Source organism: Fibrella aquatilis (assembly GCF_017353255.1).
Lineage (GTDB): Bacteria > Bacteroidota > Bacteroidia > Cytophagales > Spirosomataceae > Fibrella > Fibrella aquatilis.
On record NZ_JAFMYU010000002.1, the window covers coordinates 148,333 to 165,956 of the forward strand.

A 17,624-nucleotide genomic window follows, 5' to 3' on the forward strand; every position below is an offset into this window, starting at 1 on the left:
CGTTCGTTAGTGCTTTACTATTGTTTTGACCTTTGGCGGTTGCGTTGGGTCATCTACTACCTGTACAAAAAACGTACCGGCTGGCAGGCTGCTCACGTCGAGCATGGCGCGCCAGCCACTTAGCCAACGGTCCATGGGCTGCTGGCTCAGGCGGGTGCCCCGCGCGTCGTAGAGCGTAACGCTGGGCTGAACCGTAACAGCCGTGCCGTCGAGGTCAACGGTCAGGCGCTGCTGGGCCGGGTTGGGGTATACCCGGAAGGAGGCGTTGGCCGGTTCGGTAGCCAAAATCACGATGTACACTTCGTCGGAAAGGGCCTCTCCACAGCCGTTGCTGTTAGCCCGTACCGAATACCGCCCTGTTTGGGGGGCGCTGAACGTAGGCCCCGTGGCACCCGGTACGGGCACCCCCGCCGCAAACCACTGGTTGCCCGTTGGCACGCTCGACATCAGCAACACGCCCGTTTGCGATATGGTGGGCGCTGTGGCTGGCCGCACGGTGACAGCAATGGCCGACGTAGACACGGGTGCACAGCTTCCGCTCACCTGCACAGCGTAACTACCTGGCTGTGAAGCCACGTAGCTGAGGCTGGTAGCCCCTGCAATGGCCTGTCCGTTCAGTAACCACTGGTAGGAAAGCACCTCGCCCGACACCACCGTGGTGGCTGCGCCGCGCAATGATACCGTGCCCCCCTGGCAAAACGTAGTGGAGCCGTCGGCCGTGATGGATGCCGTTGGCGAGGGCCGCGTTTGTACGCTCACGGCCGTGCGGCCGCTGGTGGCGCAGGCTAATGGTCTGATCTGCATGTCGTAGAGGTAGTACCAGGCCGTTTTTAACGTGTCTGGGTTGCCGGTGGTGGCGTTGTTGAACAGCGAGCCTTTGATGCTCACCAGCACGTCGCCCGACTGGCTTTTGAGTTCGAACGGAAAACCAGACACCAGCGAATTACTGCGGAAAATGGTTACGCCGTCTTCGTAATCAATGGCAATCTTGTAGTCACCAGCGTCGGGAATGGTCAGGTTGAGGGGATAAACGGCTCCCTGGTCGGCTGGGTCGTCGAGTTGCTGACCACCCGAATTGGTGAGTGAAGCAGGGGTGGTGCGCGTGGCTACTACGTCAATCGTAGCCGATGAGATCACGGTTTCGTCGAAACGGCGTACCGAGAAGGTCAGCCGCCCCGGTGCGCCGGTGTAGATTCTGGCCCGCTCGATGCGCAGGGGCACTTTGGTGCTGATGAGTGGTTGCGGACCGAAGTTGCCAAAGTACGTACCGCCGCCAAACTCACTTTTACCCGCTGGTCCCAGCCGCCCGCTGAAATCGTTGGTGGCGGCGTAGTAGACAGTTTTGGCAGGGCTAGTAGTCTGATTACCAGCGGCCAGCAGGGTGCCGCCCGTGGGCAGGTCGTACCAAAAGGCAGTGCCCGTACCCGCATTGCGCAGGGTAACGCTGGGGTCGCTGCCACAGGCTGCCGCCGAAAAAATGCCCGTTTCGGCACCCGTGCCCACTACCCGCGTTTCGGTCAGCACGTTGTTGGTCGTGTCCTGATCGCCGGGCAGCGCCACCCGGCTGCGGAACACATAGGATTGACCCGTGGTGAGCGATATTGAGTTGGGCAGGGTAAACGTAACGAGTGCATCGCGGTAGGCCCGCAGCAGCGAGACCGTGCTGCTGAGCGACGCCACTGGCGTACCCGTGGTGGTGCTTATTTGCAGCGACACCGGCACATTGCGTTGGTCGGAACCGGCGGCATTGCGCACCCGCACCGACTGCGTTTGGGTGTTGGGGCAGAGGGGACCGGCCAGAGTGCCCAGCGCGGCCAGGGCTACGTCGGTGGTCGGGCGAATCACGCGGAGAAGGTAGTCCTGGGTTTCGCCGTTACCGTAGCTGCCGCAACCCTGCACCGCGGCGGGGTCGCCTGTTTCAACGGCCACTATTCGCAGCCGGACCAGCGTACCCGCCGTGACAGACGCGGGCGGGGTGAGGGTAGTCACAAACTGACCGGGACCAGTCAACACGCCCGACGTAGCCAGCAAATCGCCCGCGTCAGTGAAGGCACCGTTGCCATTCCAGTCGGCAAATACCTTCACGATGGCGTTGCGGCTGGCCCCGCAGGTGCCGGTGGTCACAGTCAGCGGAATGGGCTGGCCGGGCTGCACGTCGGTGGTGGGGGCGGTGGTCATGAAGTCGGAATAGGTGGTGCAACCTGCCGCACCGGCCTGAGTTACGCCCGCAAATTGTACTTGACTGATCTTGGTGTCAGCCGACGACGTAGGGGCCGAGGCGCAGTAGGCCGTGCCACCAATGCCGCTCAGCAGCAGGGCGTAATCCTGCTTGGTGCCCGACAAGGTGCCTTTGTGGCTGATGGTGAGTGTGTAGGTGCGGCCCGGCACGGGGTTGGCGATGTACACCTGCTCTACGTTGTCGCGGATGTTGTCGCCACGAGTGGCGGGCTGGGCGGGTTGTTCGGGGTCGAGTATCCAGGGCTGGGTAGTAGTGGTGCCGTCGCCCAGGCGGGCGTCGAGGTCATTGACCAGTCTGGGGGTGCGGTTGTTGAACCGGTTGGTGGCGGGCGTGGCGGCTCCTTCGGGGTCACTCCAGCAGATGGTAGCCACCAGCGGCCCCCTGCCCGACGCCACCACCTGAAGCGTGTAAGTCTGGCTTTGGGCAAGCGTCCGCTCGTCGATGAGGTAATTTTTGTCGCTGTTCTGGATGGCGCGGGCGGCGCGTTCGATGTTCAGCAACCCCCAGCCCGCCTGATAGTCGGGACCGGGCGCGGGGCCTGCTTCTTCGGCAGTGTGCAGGGCCAGGCCTTTGAGCGTACTAGCCCGCATGAGCTTACCCGCGTTGAGCTGGCTGTAATATTCCTGCAACAGCAGCAATGACCCCGACACGTTGGGCGCCGACATCGACGTGCCACTCAACGCCCCGTAGGCCGACGATGCCGACGAGTTGGTGGAAATGACATTGACCCCCACACCGACAATGTCAGGTTTGATGCGCCCGTCGTCGGTAGGTCCCCAACTACTGAAATCGGCCAGACTGACGTCCTGTGGCCGGTTATAGCCATTGGAGATGGCGGAGATAGCGGCTACCGAGAGAATGTTTTTGGCCGTGCCGTAAGTAGTAATCTGGTCGTAACCGTTCTGCACATCGCGGGGGGTGGTGCTCAGGCGGCTGCCGTGCTGCACCAGGTAGTAGGGCGTACCGGCGGCGGGGCCACCCGCGTTATGGTCGTTCCCCGCCGACTTCACAATGAGGTAGTACGGTGCCGAGTTGGCAATGCGGTCCCAGCTTACGGCGTCTTCATTGTAGAGACCGAACTTATAATCCTGCGTGGCGCTCAGCGTGGTGTCGCCCCACCACTCCCATTTGTTGGTGGTGCTGCGGCTGCTGTTGAAACGCCAGCCGGCAATGGAGCCATACGAGTGGTTCGACACCAGCAGGTTGGCAGCTGCGTTGGTCATTTCAGACACGTCATTGCCGAAATCATAGGCCTGCAAGCTTGCCCCGTTGGCCATGCCCCGCACCAGCGTGTTCAGCCCGGCGGCAATCATCGTACCCGACACGTGGGTGGCGTGGTAAACATCCTCGTTTTCGCGGTCGGTGCGGGTGGGGTTGTCCTGCTGAATAACGCGGCCCGTTAGTTCGGGGTGAGTAGCGTAGACCTGCCCACCATCCCAGACGCCGAGCCGATTTTTCACGTTGGCACTGCTGCCATTGAGGTTCACGCCCAGGCTACCCCCGGCATACAGGCTGGTGGTGCGGGTGGTGGCGGCGGCGCGGGCGTTGTAGTCTACCACGTCGTAAAGTAGGTTGCCCGTGGCCACGTCGATGCCCCGCAGGCGGCGCGTAAGGCCTTTGCCAACGGCTTCCTCTACCGGCCGACCCTGCCTGTTGGCCACGTCAACGGCGATTTTATAGTTGGCGACCTGTTGCTGCGAAACGAGTTGTTGCAGCGTACTGAGACGAGCGCGTTGCGCGGCACTATACTGAGTCAGCGGTTGCGCGGTGGCCCTGGGTTGAAGCAGCAACAGCACAGCCGAAAGGGCCAGAAGCCGGTAAAAGAAAGTCATGTAATAGGGGTTGATGCAAAGCGTTCGTACTATACAAATCTACAGTCAATTACGGCTTCGCGAACCAGGGTGGAAACGTTGCAGGGAAATAAATGAACGAGTGAATGGCGACGGTCCGGCGTCCCGGAGAGTGAAAGAGCGAATTGTGAAAGAGTGCTCACAACGGCGCAAGGCTGAGGCGATCACTCTTTCACCATTTACTCTTTCACCTTCGTGTCAATCACAATCGTGACGGGGCCGTCGTTGAGGAGGGAGATTTGCATGTCGGCGCCGAAGGTGCCTGTCTGGATGGGGTGGCCCAGTTCGGTGGTGAGTTGGGAGATGAACTGTTCGTAGAGGGGGATGGCCTGCTCGGGGCGGGCGGCGTCGATAAAGCTGGGGCGGTTGCCTTTTTTGGTGTTGGCGTGGAGCGTAAACTGGCTCACCAGCAGCACGTTACCGTCCACCGCCGCCAGGTCGAGGTTCATCTTGCCGTTGGCATCGTTGAAGACGCGCATGCCCGCAATTTTCTTCGCCAGCCAGGCTCCATCGGTGGGCGTGTCGGTATGGGTGATGCCCAGCAGCACCAGAAACCCCGTCTGAATTTGCCCCTTCACCTGCCCCTCAATGCGGACAGTAGCTTCAGTAACACGTTGAATAACAGCGATCATTGGTGAATGGAGAGGATGCGAAGCAACACGTCTACTTGTTGCTTTGTGCGCAATATAGTTGCCCCAGGGCTTGGTAAAAATTGGTGTACGGACGATATTTAAGGTGCTGACAACCAACCGGGCAACGAATGTTATGATGACTACAACGCAATACGAAATAGATAAAGCAACGACCTGTTCTAACTGCGGCACTGATGTAACTGCCCATTTTTGCGGCCACTGTGGAAAATCAGCCAAACTTGAACGGATAGACAAGCATTATATTTCACACGAAATCTCTCATCTGTTTCACTTTGAGAAAGGTCTCTTTTACACTGTAAAAGAATTATTCACCAGACCCGGCGATAGTATCAAAGAATTTATTGCCGAAAATAGAAGTAAGCACATGAAGCCAGTGGCGTTTCTTATTTTAACGTCGCTGCTTTATACGGTGGTAGCGCATTATTCGCACGCCGAAGAATTTAATAACAGCAGTGTGAAGTTAGACTTCGGAAAATCTGCTGTTGGTTCGCTACTTCATTGGATGCAAACGCATTACGGCTATGCAAATATCATGATGGTAGTCTTTACTGCCTGTTGCGTAAAATTGCTTTTTAGAAAGTATAGCTACAATCTATTTGAAATTATGGTGCTGTTATGTTTTGTAATGGGACAAGGAATGCTGTTGGCCACTTTAGTGTCCTGCTTCTATAAGCTGGTGAGTCCTGGTGTGTATATGAACTTGTTTTTAGCATCTGGCTTTATTTATCCGGCTTGGGCTGTTGGGCAGTTTTTTGATAAAACAAAAATAACCAACTACCTAAAAGCTTTTGCCGCTTACGTGTTGGGATCTGTACTGTTCTATACGGCCCTCATTTTCGTGGGTTTGGCCACTGATCTACTCATAAAAGCGCATTGAACGTGTTACACTGGGTATACAGAGCGTCTAATAGCGGCCAGGTGCGCGAAAATGACCATTGGTACAACCAGGCTGGGCAGCAGCACAAACGGGAAATAGGCCAGGGCGATGTTGGGTTGGTCGAAGGCAAACTGCTGCAACGGTGTGGGTGCTGACAGCAGACCGTTGACAGCTATATTGATTACCAACCCCAGGCACACCACGTTCCAGATAAGCAGGATGGTCTGCTTCGGGCGGTTGCCAGCGAACCCAACATAATAGAGCACGGGTGCTGACAGTCCCGACAGGATATCGAAGTTGCGGCCCTCGAACGTCATCAGTTGCGGCACCGCCCCCTGCATAAACAGCCAGAACAGTACTGCCTCAACGGGCACCCGCACCACGTGAAAAAGCGTGAGCAGGCGAAGATCCAGCCCGTCTATAAACCGCTGTCCCCGTTTAGTGCTCAGCACCCCAACGACCAGCAGCAGCGGTGGCAGCACCAGGAGCGGAAATCGGGGTGGGGCAGGGTTGATGACCTGATAAAAACCAGTCAGGCCCAGCGCCGTTTGTAGAGCACCCCAGCCCAGTAGCAGCCACAATGCCGTTTGGGATTGGGTGGCGCGGTGGAAGAGGTATAGGGCCAGCAGCATAGTCAGGCCAAAAACGATGGGGACGTAAAGCGGAAGTTGTTGCATAGCATCGGGAGGAGTTGGTAGGGCAAAGGTGAGGGCCAACTTACCCGGCTGCACTTACCCGATGTCAAGAACCCACTTGCCAATTGGCAAGAAAAAGGACTAATTAGCCACGGCGGGCATACTCCCGGCGGATGCGGCTCAGCGAGGTGTCGGTAATGCCCAGATAAGAAGCAATTTGTTTCAGTTGGGCATGCTGAAACAAGGCTGTGTTTGCGCGGAACAGGGCATCGTAACGTTCTTCGGCGGTGGTGTTAATCAGAGCCAGGGTACGTTGCTTGAAGGCAGCGTACTCCCGAACCAGCATTGTGCGCCCAAACTCGCGGAATGCCGGCACCGCATGAAACAGCTTATTCACCGTCTCGAAGGTGATCATATAACCCCGGCAGTCGGTCAGGGCCTGAATAGACTCGGTAGCGGGCGTACGCGTGAAAAACGACGACACCTCCAGCACCACGCGGTCTTTGCCAAAAAAATTGGTTGTCACCTCGTTATTGTCCGTGTCGAAGGTGAAGGCCCGCATAAATCCCTCTATCAGAAAGAGGTACTCGTTGCTAACGCGGCCTGCTCGCAGCAGGTACTCGTTTTTCAGGAGCACGCACTCCTCAAAGTGCGCCGCAATGTCAACCGCAGCCTGCTCATTAGCCGTGGGCATATTGGTTTGAATGAAGCGCAGCAGCGGCTCTTTGTTCATGGCCAAAAATAAGCGATGGGGGATGACTACGGCCAAAGATACCGTCAAACTGCTGCCAAAATGACCAGAGTAGATAGAGCAGCCACTGTTTGATCCACTTAGCTACTAGACCCGAAGACCTTAAAAACCTCCGCTTCAACCGCGTCGTAGTGGTGACCCAGTGTACGTAAAGCACAAAGGTGGTTTACGGGCTACTCCTGCCGGGGTTGAACGTACTGTCAGAATTACCGCTCGGTTTTAGACAGATTCCTGTCTTTGACATCGCCATAAAAAGCTGCTAACAGACCAAGACCTACGCCCCAGAGAATCCAGGCGGCACCATGCAGGGCTATCTCAAACGAATCGGCATATAGCTGCCGAAACCAGACCAGGGCAATACCGTCGAGGAAGGTGGCGGTGAAAGTCATAATCACGATGGGTCGCAGTAGCTCACCAAACGCTAAACCGCTGACCCACCGCGTAATGTAAATAGATAGCACTGTGATGGGGATAGCCGCTGCAAATGCCAGGGCCATAGCTGGATTGTGCGCCGAGAATACGGTGGCCCCCACGAAATGAATGATCAGGGCGGCGTTTAGCCAGAAAAAGGCACCCAGTGTTATGAATAAAGGTAATCGCTGCTTGCTCATGGGCTTGTCAGTTTTGAAGGTGTCTGCAAAGCAAGCCAGCGCAGGGCAGTTAGTTTAGACGCTACCGTACAAAATCGACTGCTGCCGGTCGTTGGCCTGAAACGCCCGCACCATCGCTTGTAGCTCATGCATGTAGCCAACCAGCCAGTCGTAGGTTAGGGTTTCGGGGGTGAGTTGGAGGTAGAAATTCTCCAGACTCAGCATGAGCACCATCCGGGTCAAGGCTGAATTATGGGCCAGTCCCAGCATATCGGCGAAGATGCCCGATATGGCCTCGCCTACCGCACCCGTCGATTTGTCGAAGCACTGCTTAAAGGCCGGGATGGTGCGATGGATACGTAACTGTCTGTCGAATAGTAGGTTCTCTTTTACCGTGAGCAACAGATTGACCAGATCGGGAATCACGTTTTGGCATTGCCGCTCCTGTTCGGCAATGCGGTGCACCTGGTTCAGGTGATACCGGAGCAGCAACTCGGTGAAGACCTCAAGGTCGGCAAAGTGGTGGTAAAACGATGATTTGCTTTTACCCACCACCCGCGCCAGCCCTTCTACAGTCAAGCCCTTTGGCCCTTCATGGGCAAACAGACGGTAGCCCGCCAAAATCCAGGGTTGTTCAATGGGCTTCATGAAGTGGCCGTGGTTAGAACATAAATATAGGAGATGTTAGCCCCCATGTGATCCGTCCCGGCGGATTTGCCTGATTAGAATGGATGAGGCGTGCTGTTTTAAAGCGCTTCCATCTCGTCTAAATATCCTTAACCTGCTATCCCGTAGGGATATAAGAGCGCAGCGTCGGTAGGAAAGTAAGTTGCCTCGCCAGCCCTTGCGTGCCGTAGGTACGCGACCGACTCGCTAGTTGTGGCGTACCTACGGCACGCGATTGATTAACCGGCCATTGCTTCTACCGACGCTACGCTCTTATGTCCCTACGGGACAACATGGAGCAAAACGGAGGCAACTGATGAGCGCTGAATACCTTCGCTTTAAGCACTGGCATTATGGCGTCATTGACACTTACTCTACCCCTCTATCCCGTACTCCGCCATCTTGCGGTACAACGTTGTCAATCCGATGCCCAGCAGCTTGGCGGCTTCGGGTTTGTGGCCGTTGGTGTGGAGGATGACCCGGCGGATATGCCCTTTCTCGACCGTGGCCAGGTCCAGGGCGGTTTCGTCCAGCAGCGACGATTGCAGGTCGAAGGGGAGGGTGCCGGGGGTGAGTTCGGTGGTGCCGTCGGGGCGGGTGTCGGCCAGGATCACGGCGCGTTCAATCACGTTCTTTAGCTCCCGAATATTGCCTTTCCAGGGGTGCTGTTGCAGTCTTTGCACGAAAGTCTGACTCAGCTGCACGTCGCGCTTACCGAGTTTGGCGGCGGCCTGCCGGGCAAATTGCAGAGCCAGATCGGGGATGTCGTCGCGGCGGTCGCGGAGGGGGGGCAGTTCAATGGAAAACACCGACAGCCGGTAATACAGATCAAGCCGGAAATGGCCCGGACTGGATGGTCCTGCGTGAGCCTCCTGCTCTAGTCCCCGGTTGGTGGCGGCGATTACCCGCACGTCGGTTTTGGTGGGTTTGGTATCACCCACGCGCAGAAACTCGTGGGTTTCCAGCACGCGCAGCAGCTTGGCCTGGAGGTCGAGAGGCATCTCGCCAATTTCGTCCAGAAAAATGGTGCCCCGGTCAGCTTCAGCAAAGAGGCCTTTCTGGTCACGGCTGGCCCCGGTGAACGCCCCGGCGCGGTGGCCGAACAGCTCACTTTCCAGAATGTCTTTGCCCAGCGCCCCGCAGTTGATGGCCACAAACGATTGTGCCTTGCGGGGGCTGGCCTGGTGAATGGCCTGTGCAAAAACCTCCTTGCCCGTGCCAGTCTCGCCCGTGAGCAGCACAGTGGTGTCGGTGGTGGCCACGCGGCGGGCCAGATCTACGGCCAGTTGCACCGCTTTCGAATGGCCCACGATACTCTCGAAACCCAGCCGCTGGCTCATTTGCGCCTCTAACTGCCTGATCCTGAACTGTAAGTTGGCCTTTTCCACTGCCCGGCTCACCAGCGGAATGATGCGGTCGTTGTCGTCGCCTTTGGTGATGTAGTCAAACGCACCGTTTTTGATGGCCGTCACCCCGTCGGCAATAGTGCCGTAGGCGGTGAGCACGATGACCTCCGTGGCGGGGTAGAGCTGTTTGATCTGCGCCGTGAGTTCGATGCCGTTTTTGTCGGGCAGCTTCACGTCGCTGATCACGAGCTGCACGGCCTCACGCTCCAGGGTTTTCAGGCCTGCGCGGCCGTTTTCGGCTTCCAGAATCGTGTAGCCTTCCAGTTGCAGAATGCGGGCCAGCAACTGCCGCAGTCTGGGTTCATCGTCAATAAGAAGAATGGTAGCAGGCATAGTTTCGTAAGCCAAACTTACGCCTTCACGGCGTCGCTGATGGCCTCGCGATTGATGAATTGGAGAAAGAAACCCCAGCCCACCACTACCATGGCCCCCGCAATCACGAGCGGCAACGTGAGGCTAATGGTTTCGAGATACCCCGCAATGACGGGCGGCAGGGCAAATGCCGCCGACAACACCGACTGGTTAATGCCCAGCGTGCGGCCCTGTCCTTCGGCCCCGGCGCTGGCCGAAACCAGGGTGGTAGCGTTGGGTGAGGTGAGTCCCTGAAAGAGCGCCATTAGCGGAGCTACCAGAAAAATTTGCCACGACTGCTGCGGCAGCAAAAAGCACCACAGCGCCACCGCCAGGCCCAACACGCTCACCCGCAGAATCTGCGCCGGTGTGTAGCGGCTGGCCACGCGCCGCACCACCAGCCCCTGCATAATGGCGATGCACAGGCCCACAAACCCGAAGTAGCGGCCAATGTGTACCTGGTCGAAATCGAACCGTTTGAGCAGGTATACCGAGAAAAACTGGGTGTAGAAATTGAAGCCGAGCGCGTAGAAAAACACTCCCGCAAATAGTACGCGCAGCCGCGGATCTGCGAAGGCCTGGCCGACGTTGCGGAAGCCCGTGAGGGCCGTAATAGGCCGCATAATGGGTGTGGCTAGCGTTTCGCGGAAGGTAGTCAGCACCATAATCAGGTTGACCACCGCCAGCCCCGCCGCCGCGTAGAAAGGTGTAGCAAATGTAAACCACGACACTGTTTTGGGGTTCGATAGTTCGCCGCCGAGCGTGGGACCAATGATGAATCCAATGCCAAACGCCACCCCAATAAGCCCGAAATTTTTGGTCCGCGAACTCACGTCGCTCACGTCGGCAATGGCCGACTGGATAATGGCGATATTGCCCCCGCCAATGCCGTAGACGATGCGGCTGAGAAACAACAGCCAGAGCGCTTGGGTCTGAATGCCCACGGCAAAGATGAGGTAGCCCGTGATAGTCAGCACCAGCGAAAACAGCAGCATAGGTTTGCGCCCATACCGGTCTGACAAGGCTCCCAGCAATGGCCCGCCAATGAACCCCGCCACCGAAAACGACGCGAGCAGGTACCCTAGTAGAATAGTCCGCTGATCGATGGAGTACGCAGTTGGCAGAAACCCCGAACTGGCCCGCAACAGCAATGGTGTAATCGTCGGCGTGGCGATACCAACGCCCACCACGTCGATAAACACGGTGAGGAAGATAGTGGCAAGGGGGAGGCGGTTAGAAGGCATAAAGAGCGAAAGAGCGAATGAGCGAAAGAGCGAAATGTCCAGTCAGCATTCTACCAACCCGTACCAATGCAAGGCTGTTCACTCTTTCGCTCATTCACCCTTTCGCTCTTTACGAATCTAGTATCTTCGTTGCATGACTTTCGATCACCTGCCTGCCCGCCGTCAGGAGCAACTGATGGCGTTTAATCGCCTGCTCACCATCATGGACGAACTGCGCGAACAATGCCCCTGGGACCGTAAGCAGACGATGGAAACGCTGCGCCACCTGACCATTGAAGAGACGTACGAGCTCTCGGATGCGATTCTGGAAGGCAACCGCAATGAGATCAAAAAAGAGATCGGCGACCTGATACTACACATGGTTTTTTACAGCAAAATAGGTTCCGAAGCCCCCGAAAATGATCCGCAACGGTTCGACGTGGCCGACGTGCTCAACGGTATTTCGGAAAAGCTCATCAGCCGCCACCCGCATATTTATGGCGACGTGCACGGCAACAAGGTGGTAGCCGACACCGAAGAGCAGGTAAAGGCCAACTGGGAGCAACTGAAGCTAAAAGAAGGCAACAAATCGGTGTTGGGCGGGGTGCCGCAGTCGCTGCCTGCGCTGGTGAAGGCCATGCGTATTCAGGAAAAAGCCCGCGGTGCCGGGTTCGACTGGGACGAACCGGCGCAGGTGTGGGCCAAAGTAGAAGAAGAGATGCAGGAGTTCCAGGCTGAATATAACGTAGACGTTGAGGCCATCGACCCTGCCAAAGCCGAAGGTGAGTTTGGCGACCTGCTGTTTTCGCTCGTCAACTACGCCCGGTTTATGAACCTCAACCCCGAAACGGCCCTGGAACGCACCAACAAAAAGTTCATCAAACGTTTCCAGTACCTCGAAGACCGCGCCCGCGCCAATGGACAAGCCCTCCACGAGATGACCCTCGCCGAAATGGACGTGTACTGGGAAGAGGCAAAGAAGAAGTGATTTACGATGTACGATGTACGAATTACGATTTTTGCTGACGCCAGAGCATAATTACGCTGGCGTAAGCAAAAATCGTAATTCGTACATCGTACATCACTTCAGCCTCCCCACCACAACCCCCACGGCCTCCTCGGCCCAGAGGCGCATTTGCAGGCCGGAATAATGAAGGCCGTCGGGGGCATACTGTGTGGCGTCGGTGCCTGCTTTTCGGGTAAGATCGGTGATGTCGATGAAGGTGACGCTGGCTTGTTCGCAGCTTTGTTTGGCCGTATTGTTGAACGTATCGATCTGATTGCCAATGAGATTGCGGTCACGGTCTTTGGCGTAAGGCGACTGTCCCCAGTCGGGAATAGACAGTACCACCACGCGCTCAGAACGGCCGTTGGCAAAGCGGATGGCCGTTTGTAGCAACTGCCGGAACTCGGTGCGGTACCGTTCAATATCCTGCCCCCGATACTGATTATTGACCCCAATTAACAGCGACACCAGATCGTAGGTGTTGGTATTGCCCGACGAGGCAATGGCGTCGGCGAGTTCGGCGGTGGTCCAGCCGGTGCGGGCAATGATGGTGGGGTTTGCCAGGTTAACGCCTTTGGCACGAACCAGTCCGGCCAGTTGCACGGGCCAACGGTCGGCCTCGCCCACACTTTCGCCAATGGTGTAGGAATCGCCCAGGGCCAGGTAGCGGAACGTAGTGGCTGTTGGTGAAGGGGTCACGGTGTTGGGTGGGGTGGTTGTGGTCGGCATTGGTGGCGTAGGCTGGGCAGGCAGCGCCGGAGCATCAGGCGGAGTGGGCTGTGCACAGGATACGGTCAGCAGCAGACAAAGGCCGCCGAAGACGGCCGAAAGAGGACGTATCATGGCTGGTATGTTTGCGCTAACTTACGGCGAAACTGGCCTTGATAGATGCTTTTTGCCGTATTGCTGACGCCCGTCGGGCGGCCACTATGGGCTGCCCCTACACAAAAACCCCTAACCCCGATGCGCTACCTTTTCCTGCTCCTGCTCACCCTACCCACTTTCGCGCAAATCAATCCGGCCAACGTCACCATAGCGCGGGATGCCTACGGGGTGCCGCATATTTTCGCTAAAACAGACCCGGAAGTGGCCTACGGCCTTGCCTGGGCCCATGCCGAAGATAATTTCAAGACCATTCAATACCTCATGCTACCCGCCAAAGGGCTGCTGGGCAGGCAGTTGGGCAAGACCGGTGCCGCCGCCGACTATGTGGTAGAACTGATCCACGCGGGCGAGCTGGTGGCCAACACGAAAGGCCCCGCCCTATCGCCCGATTTCCAGGCGGTAGTGGAAGGCTACTTGCAGGGTATCAACGATTTCGCCCGTGCCCACCCCGAACAGGTGCTGGATAAACGGGCGTTTCCGTTCACGCTCAACGACTACCTGAAAACGTCGGTGCTGTCGCTATCCATGATTTCGGGGCTTGAAGGGGCGCTGAAGGCCATCTACGCGGGCCGCACCCCCACCATCGATTTTGGTACGCCTGCTACGGCCCACCGCCCGGCCCGGAAACAAAACCAGTCCGACTGGTTGGGTGAGGCCCTGAACGAAACGTCGTTTCCCGGCTCGAACGCCTTTGCCATTCACCCCAGCAAAACCACCGAGGGGCAGGCGCTGCTGGCTATCAACTCGCATCAGCCGCTGGAAGGGCCGGTGGCGTGGTACGAGGCGCACCTGTGTTCCGAACAGGGCTGGAACATCCTGGGCGGGCTATTTCCGGGGGGTGTCACTATCTTCCACGGCGTTAATGAACACCTCGGCTGGGCGCATACGGTCAACTACCAAGATAAGATCGACACCTACCAGCTTCAGACCGACAAGGCACACCCCGGCCAGTATTTCTTCGACGGAAAATGGGTACCGCTCGAAGTGAAGAAGGTGAAGCTGCACATCAAAGGTATCCCGGTTGCCATTGGTCGAAAAGCCTATTACAGCGTCTACGGGCCTACTATCGTGACCAAACGGGGACGGTCCGACGTCTCGGTTTTTGCCCTGCGGCTGGGGGCCAATCAGGAACTGCGCGGGCTGGAGCAATGGTACCGGATGAATAAGGCGCGCTCGTTTTCAGAGTTTCGTAAAGCGCTGGAACCCACCGCTATTCCGGGCTTTAACATCGTTTATGCTGACGCCGACACCATCTATTATGTGAGCAACGGCAAGATCCCCCGCCGCGATCCGGCCTACAACTGGGCAGGTACTTTGCCGGGCAACACCTCGCGCACGCTCTGGACGCAGTTTCACTCACTGAGCGATTTCCCTGCCTACGTGAACCCGCCGAGCGGCTATGTGTTCAACATGAACAACACACCCTTCTACGCCACCGGCCCCGCCGACAACCTGAAGCCTGAGCAGTTCGATCAAACCATTGGCTATGAACGGTTTAATACCAACCGCAGTGTTCGATTCGGTGAGTTGATTGCCCCGCTGGATAAAGTGAGCTATGCCGATTTCAAACGGATTAAATACGACCTGCAACTGCCGCAGAAACTATCCTACGCCGCCGGTCCCGACGCCAACGCCCTCTTCGCTCTCTCGCCCGATGCGTATCCCGACATCCGTGAGCAGATACAGATGCTAAACGCCTGGGACCGGAAAGGCACCGTCGATAGCCCCGGCGCGGGCTTGTTTCTAGTGGTCTACCACTACTGGAACAATAAGCTCAAAGACGTGCCTGTTCCTAAACCTGCGCTCACGCCAGAGCAGTGCGTAGAGAGCCTTCGCTACGCTAAGTCGTTCATAAAGAAGCACTTCAACAAAGAGAGTATTACGCTTGGCGAGTACCAGCAACATGCGCGGGGCAACCGGGCCATCCCCATCTGGGGCCTGCCCGACGTGCTGGCGTCTATCTATTCCGGACCCTACAAAACCCCCACCGGCCAAACGGGGCGCGTACACAGCACCAACGGTGAGTCGTATATTATGTTGGTGAAATTTCCGAAAACGGGCTTGCCCGCCATCGAAACCGTCAACTGCTTCGGTGCCTCGGCCAACCCCGACAGCCCCCATTTCACGGACCAAATGGACCTGTTCATCCAGATGAAAACCAAGCCCATGACGCTGGATAAAAAAGCGGTTTTAGATAGCGCAAAGCGGGTGTACCATCCGGGGGAGAAGTGAGTTGGTGGTTTGTAGTTTGTGGTTGCTTCGCGCTCTAGTGGGCTTCGCGCTACGTGCCCTTCGACAGGCTCAGGGTGACAACAATGTTGAATCAACTCAAGAACATTGTTCTAGTACCCTGTCACCCTGAGCCTGTCGAAGGGCCTCGCGTCAGCAATTTACCTCGCGAAGCCCACTAGGGCGCGAAGCAACCACAAACTACAAACCACCAACTACAAACTTACCTTTGCCCTCATGCAAATCAACGACACTCACACCCACGCGTTTCGGTTTTCGCAGGCCGACGTAGAAGCTTTTGCCCGCGTCACGGGCGACAATAATCCGCTGCACCTCGACGCCGATTTTGCGGCGCAAACGCCCTTCAAACGCCCCATCATGCACGGTATGCTGGGGGCCAGTATTTTCACGAAAGTGCTGGGCACCGAATTCCCTGGTTATGGGTCGGTGTATCTGGGGCAAACGCTGGAGTTTTTGCGCCCCATGTTTGTCGACACCGATTATGAGGTCACATTCACCGTACAACAGGTTGATCCTCAGAAGCATATCGCCCACATTTTCGGCGAAATTCGGGACATGCACACCCAAAAGGTAACCACAAAGGGCGTGGCTACACTCATGCATAAGGAGAAGATATAGCGATGGTTACGCTTGTTGTCTGCTCATTGAAGCGACGTCAGCGCCACCAGCTGAACGGTACTCCGTTTACCCCAGCCGCATTCCAGCGTGCCTGTGCCGGTGGTAGGGGTGTAACGGACTGTTACGAGTTTCTGACCCATCCAAAAACCGTTGGCCTGTTTAGCCTCCTCGTCGGCAATGGCTTTGTCGAAGAGTGGGCGCGTGGCTTCTGTGGGCAGTACTGTGGTGCCCTCGTCGTTGGCGGCGTTGAGGTTGATGACCAAATGCGCACCACACCCATCGGCGGGTAGCCCATTGCCAACCAACAACGCTTTTTGCTCAATTGATGTCGTCTGCTCGGGGGCTACGGTTTTTTCGCAGCTGAAGGCCATTAACAGTATGGCGGGCAGGAAGAAATAGTTGCTGACACGTTGCATAGAAGTTGGGTTATATGTCTGTTAGTAAAGACTCGCCAACAGTTGAAACGGTTGGAAAAAGATGAAGTTAGCACTCTATAAACGCTAAATCTTCTCGCTTCACTACTTTTAACCCGATTTTTCGCGTACTCCATGCCCACTGCCACCCCCGACGTTTCGATTATCATTGTCAATTACAAAACGCCACAACTCATTATCGACTGCCTGCATTCGGTGTTCGAGCACACGCAGGGCGTTTCGGTTGAGGTCATTATCGTCGACAATGAATCGGGCGACAATAGCGAAAGCCTTGTGCGGGGGGCGTTTCCGGAAGCGCAGTTTCCGCAGGTGCGCTGGTTCGATATGGGGTATAACGCGGGCTTTGGGCGGGCCAATAATTTCGGTATGAAACAGGCGCGGGGCCGTAACGTCCTGCTGTTCAACTCCGATACTCTACTGGTGGATGATCTAATCTCTCGCTGTTCACAACTACTTGATCAACAGGCCGATGTGGCAGCGGTGGGGGCCATGCAGATCAACCGCGAGGGGCAGGTACACCCGCAACTGTTCACCCGGTTTGCCCAGTTGCGGCGCTTCTGCTACATCCTGCCCGAACGCTGGCTCAACCGGATTTTTCCCGATAGCCACTACGCCGACCCCAACCAGGTAGACTGGATTATTGGTGCGTTTCTGATGACCCGCCAAACCACCATCGGGCAAACAGGTGGTTTCGACGAGCGATTTTTTATGTATGGCGAAGACGTAGAATGGTGCTGGCGACTAGGCAAACAAGGGCGGATGCTGGTGCTCCACGACGGCTTTTTTGTGCACCTCGAATACGGCAGCGATATCAGCAACGCCACCCGGAAGGTCACGTTCATCAACCGGTTTAAGACGCAGATGCAATTGTCTAACCTGCTCTGGATACGCAAACAGTACGGCGCGGGGGCCTATTTGCTCCTGATGATCCACTACTATACCCTCGTGCCCATTGTTTACGGCTGGAAGATAAGTATTAACCTCCGGCAGGGTAAGCCCCTGTTCAGTGAGCTAACAAATCAGCGGGCGTTTGCCCAACAAGTCGGTATATTTAGCCGTTTCTTCTGGGCGACCCTCTTCAATCAAAACCGCTTTTTTAAGGTGTGACGACACAAACTGGTAGACGCTGGATATTGGAGCAAGAAGTTCAATGTCCAGCGTCTACCAGTTAGTGTTTAACATCCAATATT

15 protein-coding genes are annotated in these 17,624 nt (G+C 56.7%); 5 read left to right on the forward strand and 10 right to left on the reverse strand.

Annotated elements, in window-relative coordinates; all coding sequences use genetic code 11:
- Window positions 1-6: 6 nt before the first annotated feature.
- Together J2I48_RS02965 and dtd are read right to left on the reverse strand one after the other, a co-directional pair.
- Window positions 7-4,071, reverse strand: a complete 4,065-nt coding sequence (locus tag J2I48_RS02965; protein ID WP_207333904.1) for a S8 family serine peptidase — start codon at window positions 4,069-4,071, stop codon at window positions 7-9.
- 197 nt (window positions 4,072-4,268) lie between these two features.
- Window positions 4,269-4,721 carry a D-aminoacyl-tRNA deacylase gene (dtd, locus tag J2I48_RS02970; RefSeq protein WP_207333905.1) on the reverse strand — a complete coding sequence of 151 codons (453 nt, stop codon included), beginning with the start codon at window positions 4,719-4,721 and terminating at the stop codon, window positions 4,269-4,271.
- Between the two features lie 133 nt (window positions 4,722-4,854).
- Between dtd and J2I48_RS02975 the strand changes: the two genes are divergently transcribed.
- The gene (locus tag J2I48_RS02975) at window positions 4,855-5,619 is read left to right on the forward strand and encodes a DUF3667 domain-containing protein (RefSeq protein WP_207333906.1); all 765 of its coding nucleotides are present in this window, start codon (window positions 4,855-4,857) and stop codon (window positions 5,617-5,619) included.
- Window positions 5,620-5,624: 5 nt separating this feature from the next.
- Here J2I48_RS02975 and J2I48_RS02980 read toward each other — a convergent pair whose 3' ends face one another.
- The 6 genes from J2I48_RS02980 to J2I48_RS03005 form a co-directional block, all read right to left on the reverse strand.
- Entirely contained in the window at window positions 5,625-6,296 is a 672-nt protein-coding gene (locus tag J2I48_RS02980; protein ID WP_207333907.1) for a DUF8737 domain-containing protein, read from the reverse strand.
- A gap of 103 nt (window positions 6,297-6,399) precedes the next feature.
- The gene (locus J2I48_RS02985; RefSeq protein ID WP_207333908.1) at window positions 6,400-6,987 is read right to left on the reverse strand and encodes a Crp/Fnr family transcriptional regulator; all 588 of its coding nucleotides are present in this window, start codon (window positions 6,985-6,987) and stop codon (window positions 6,400-6,402) included.
- Between the two features lie 224 nt (window positions 6,988-7,211).
- Window positions 7,212-7,616, reverse strand: a complete 405-nt coding sequence (locus J2I48_RS02990; protein ID WP_207333909.1) for a hypothetical protein — start codon at window positions 7,614-7,616, stop codon at window positions 7,212-7,214.
- Between the two features lie 54 nt (window positions 7,617-7,670).
- Window positions 7,671-8,243 (reverse strand): TetR/AcrR family transcriptional regulator, encoded by a 573-nt coding sequence (locus J2I48_RS02995; protein WP_207333910.1) that lies wholly within the window; start codon window positions 8,241-8,243, stop codon window positions 7,671-7,673.
- A gap of 392 nt (window positions 8,244-8,635) precedes the next feature.
- Window positions 8,636-10,000 carry a sigma-54-dependent transcriptional regulator gene (locus tag J2I48_RS03000; protein ID WP_207333911.1) on the reverse strand — a complete coding sequence of 455 codons (1,365 nt, stop codon included), beginning with the start codon at window positions 9,998-10,000 and terminating at the stop codon, window positions 8,636-8,638.
- A gap of 17 nt (window positions 10,001-10,017) precedes the next feature.
- A complete protein-coding gene (locus J2I48_RS03005) occupies window positions 10,018-11,262 on the reverse strand; it encodes an MFS transporter (RefSeq protein ID WP_207333912.1) in 1,245 nt (414 codons plus the stop codon).
- Window positions 11,263-11,395: 133 nt separating this feature from the next.
- On the opposite strand from J2I48_RS03005, the gene mazG reads away from it, so the two are divergent.
- Window positions 11,396-12,229, forward strand: a complete 834-nt coding sequence (gene mazG, locus J2I48_RS03010) for a nucleoside triphosphate pyrophosphohydrolase (RefSeq protein ID WP_207333913.1) — start codon at window positions 11,396-11,398, stop codon at window positions 12,227-12,229.
- Between the two features lie 93 nt (window positions 12,230-12,322).
- Here mazG and J2I48_RS03015 read toward each other — a convergent pair whose 3' ends face one another.
- On the reverse strand, window positions 12,323-13,090 hold the full coding sequence (locus J2I48_RS03015) for an SGNH/GDSL hydrolase family protein (RefSeq protein ID WP_229375765.1): 768 nt from the start codon (window positions 13,088-13,090) through the stop codon (window positions 12,323-12,325).
- Between the two features lie 120 nt (window positions 13,091-13,210).
- Here J2I48_RS03015 and J2I48_RS03020 point away from each other — a divergent pair, with 120 nt between their 5' ends.
- Together J2I48_RS03020 and J2I48_RS03025 are read left to right on the forward strand one after the other, a co-directional pair.
- The gene (locus J2I48_RS03020) at window positions 13,211-15,364 is read left to right on the forward strand and encodes a penicillin acylase family protein (protein ID WP_207333914.1); all 2,154 of its coding nucleotides are present in this window, start codon (window positions 13,211-13,213) and stop codon (window positions 15,362-15,364) included.
- Between the two features lie 234 nt (window positions 15,365-15,598).
- A complete protein-coding gene (locus J2I48_RS03025) occupies window positions 15,599-16,000 on the forward strand; it encodes a MaoC family dehydratase (RefSeq protein ID WP_207333915.1) in 402 nt (133 codons plus the stop codon).
- Between the two features lie 23 nt (window positions 16,001-16,023).
- Here the strand turns inward: J2I48_RS03025 and J2I48_RS03030 are convergent, their stop codons facing one another.
- On the reverse strand, window positions 16,024-16,416 hold the full coding sequence (locus J2I48_RS03030; protein ID WP_207333916.1) for a hypothetical protein: 393 nt from the start codon (window positions 16,414-16,416) through the stop codon (window positions 16,024-16,026).
- Window positions 16,417-16,548: 132 nt separating this feature from the next.
- Here J2I48_RS03030 and J2I48_RS03035 point away from each other — a divergent pair, with 132 nt between their 5' ends.
- On the forward strand, window positions 16,549-17,541 hold the full coding sequence (locus J2I48_RS03035) for a glycosyltransferase family 2 protein (protein ID WP_207333917.1): 993 nt from the start codon (window positions 16,549-16,551) through the stop codon (window positions 17,539-17,541).
- The last annotated feature ends 83 nt before the right edge of the window (window positions 17,542-17,624 follow it).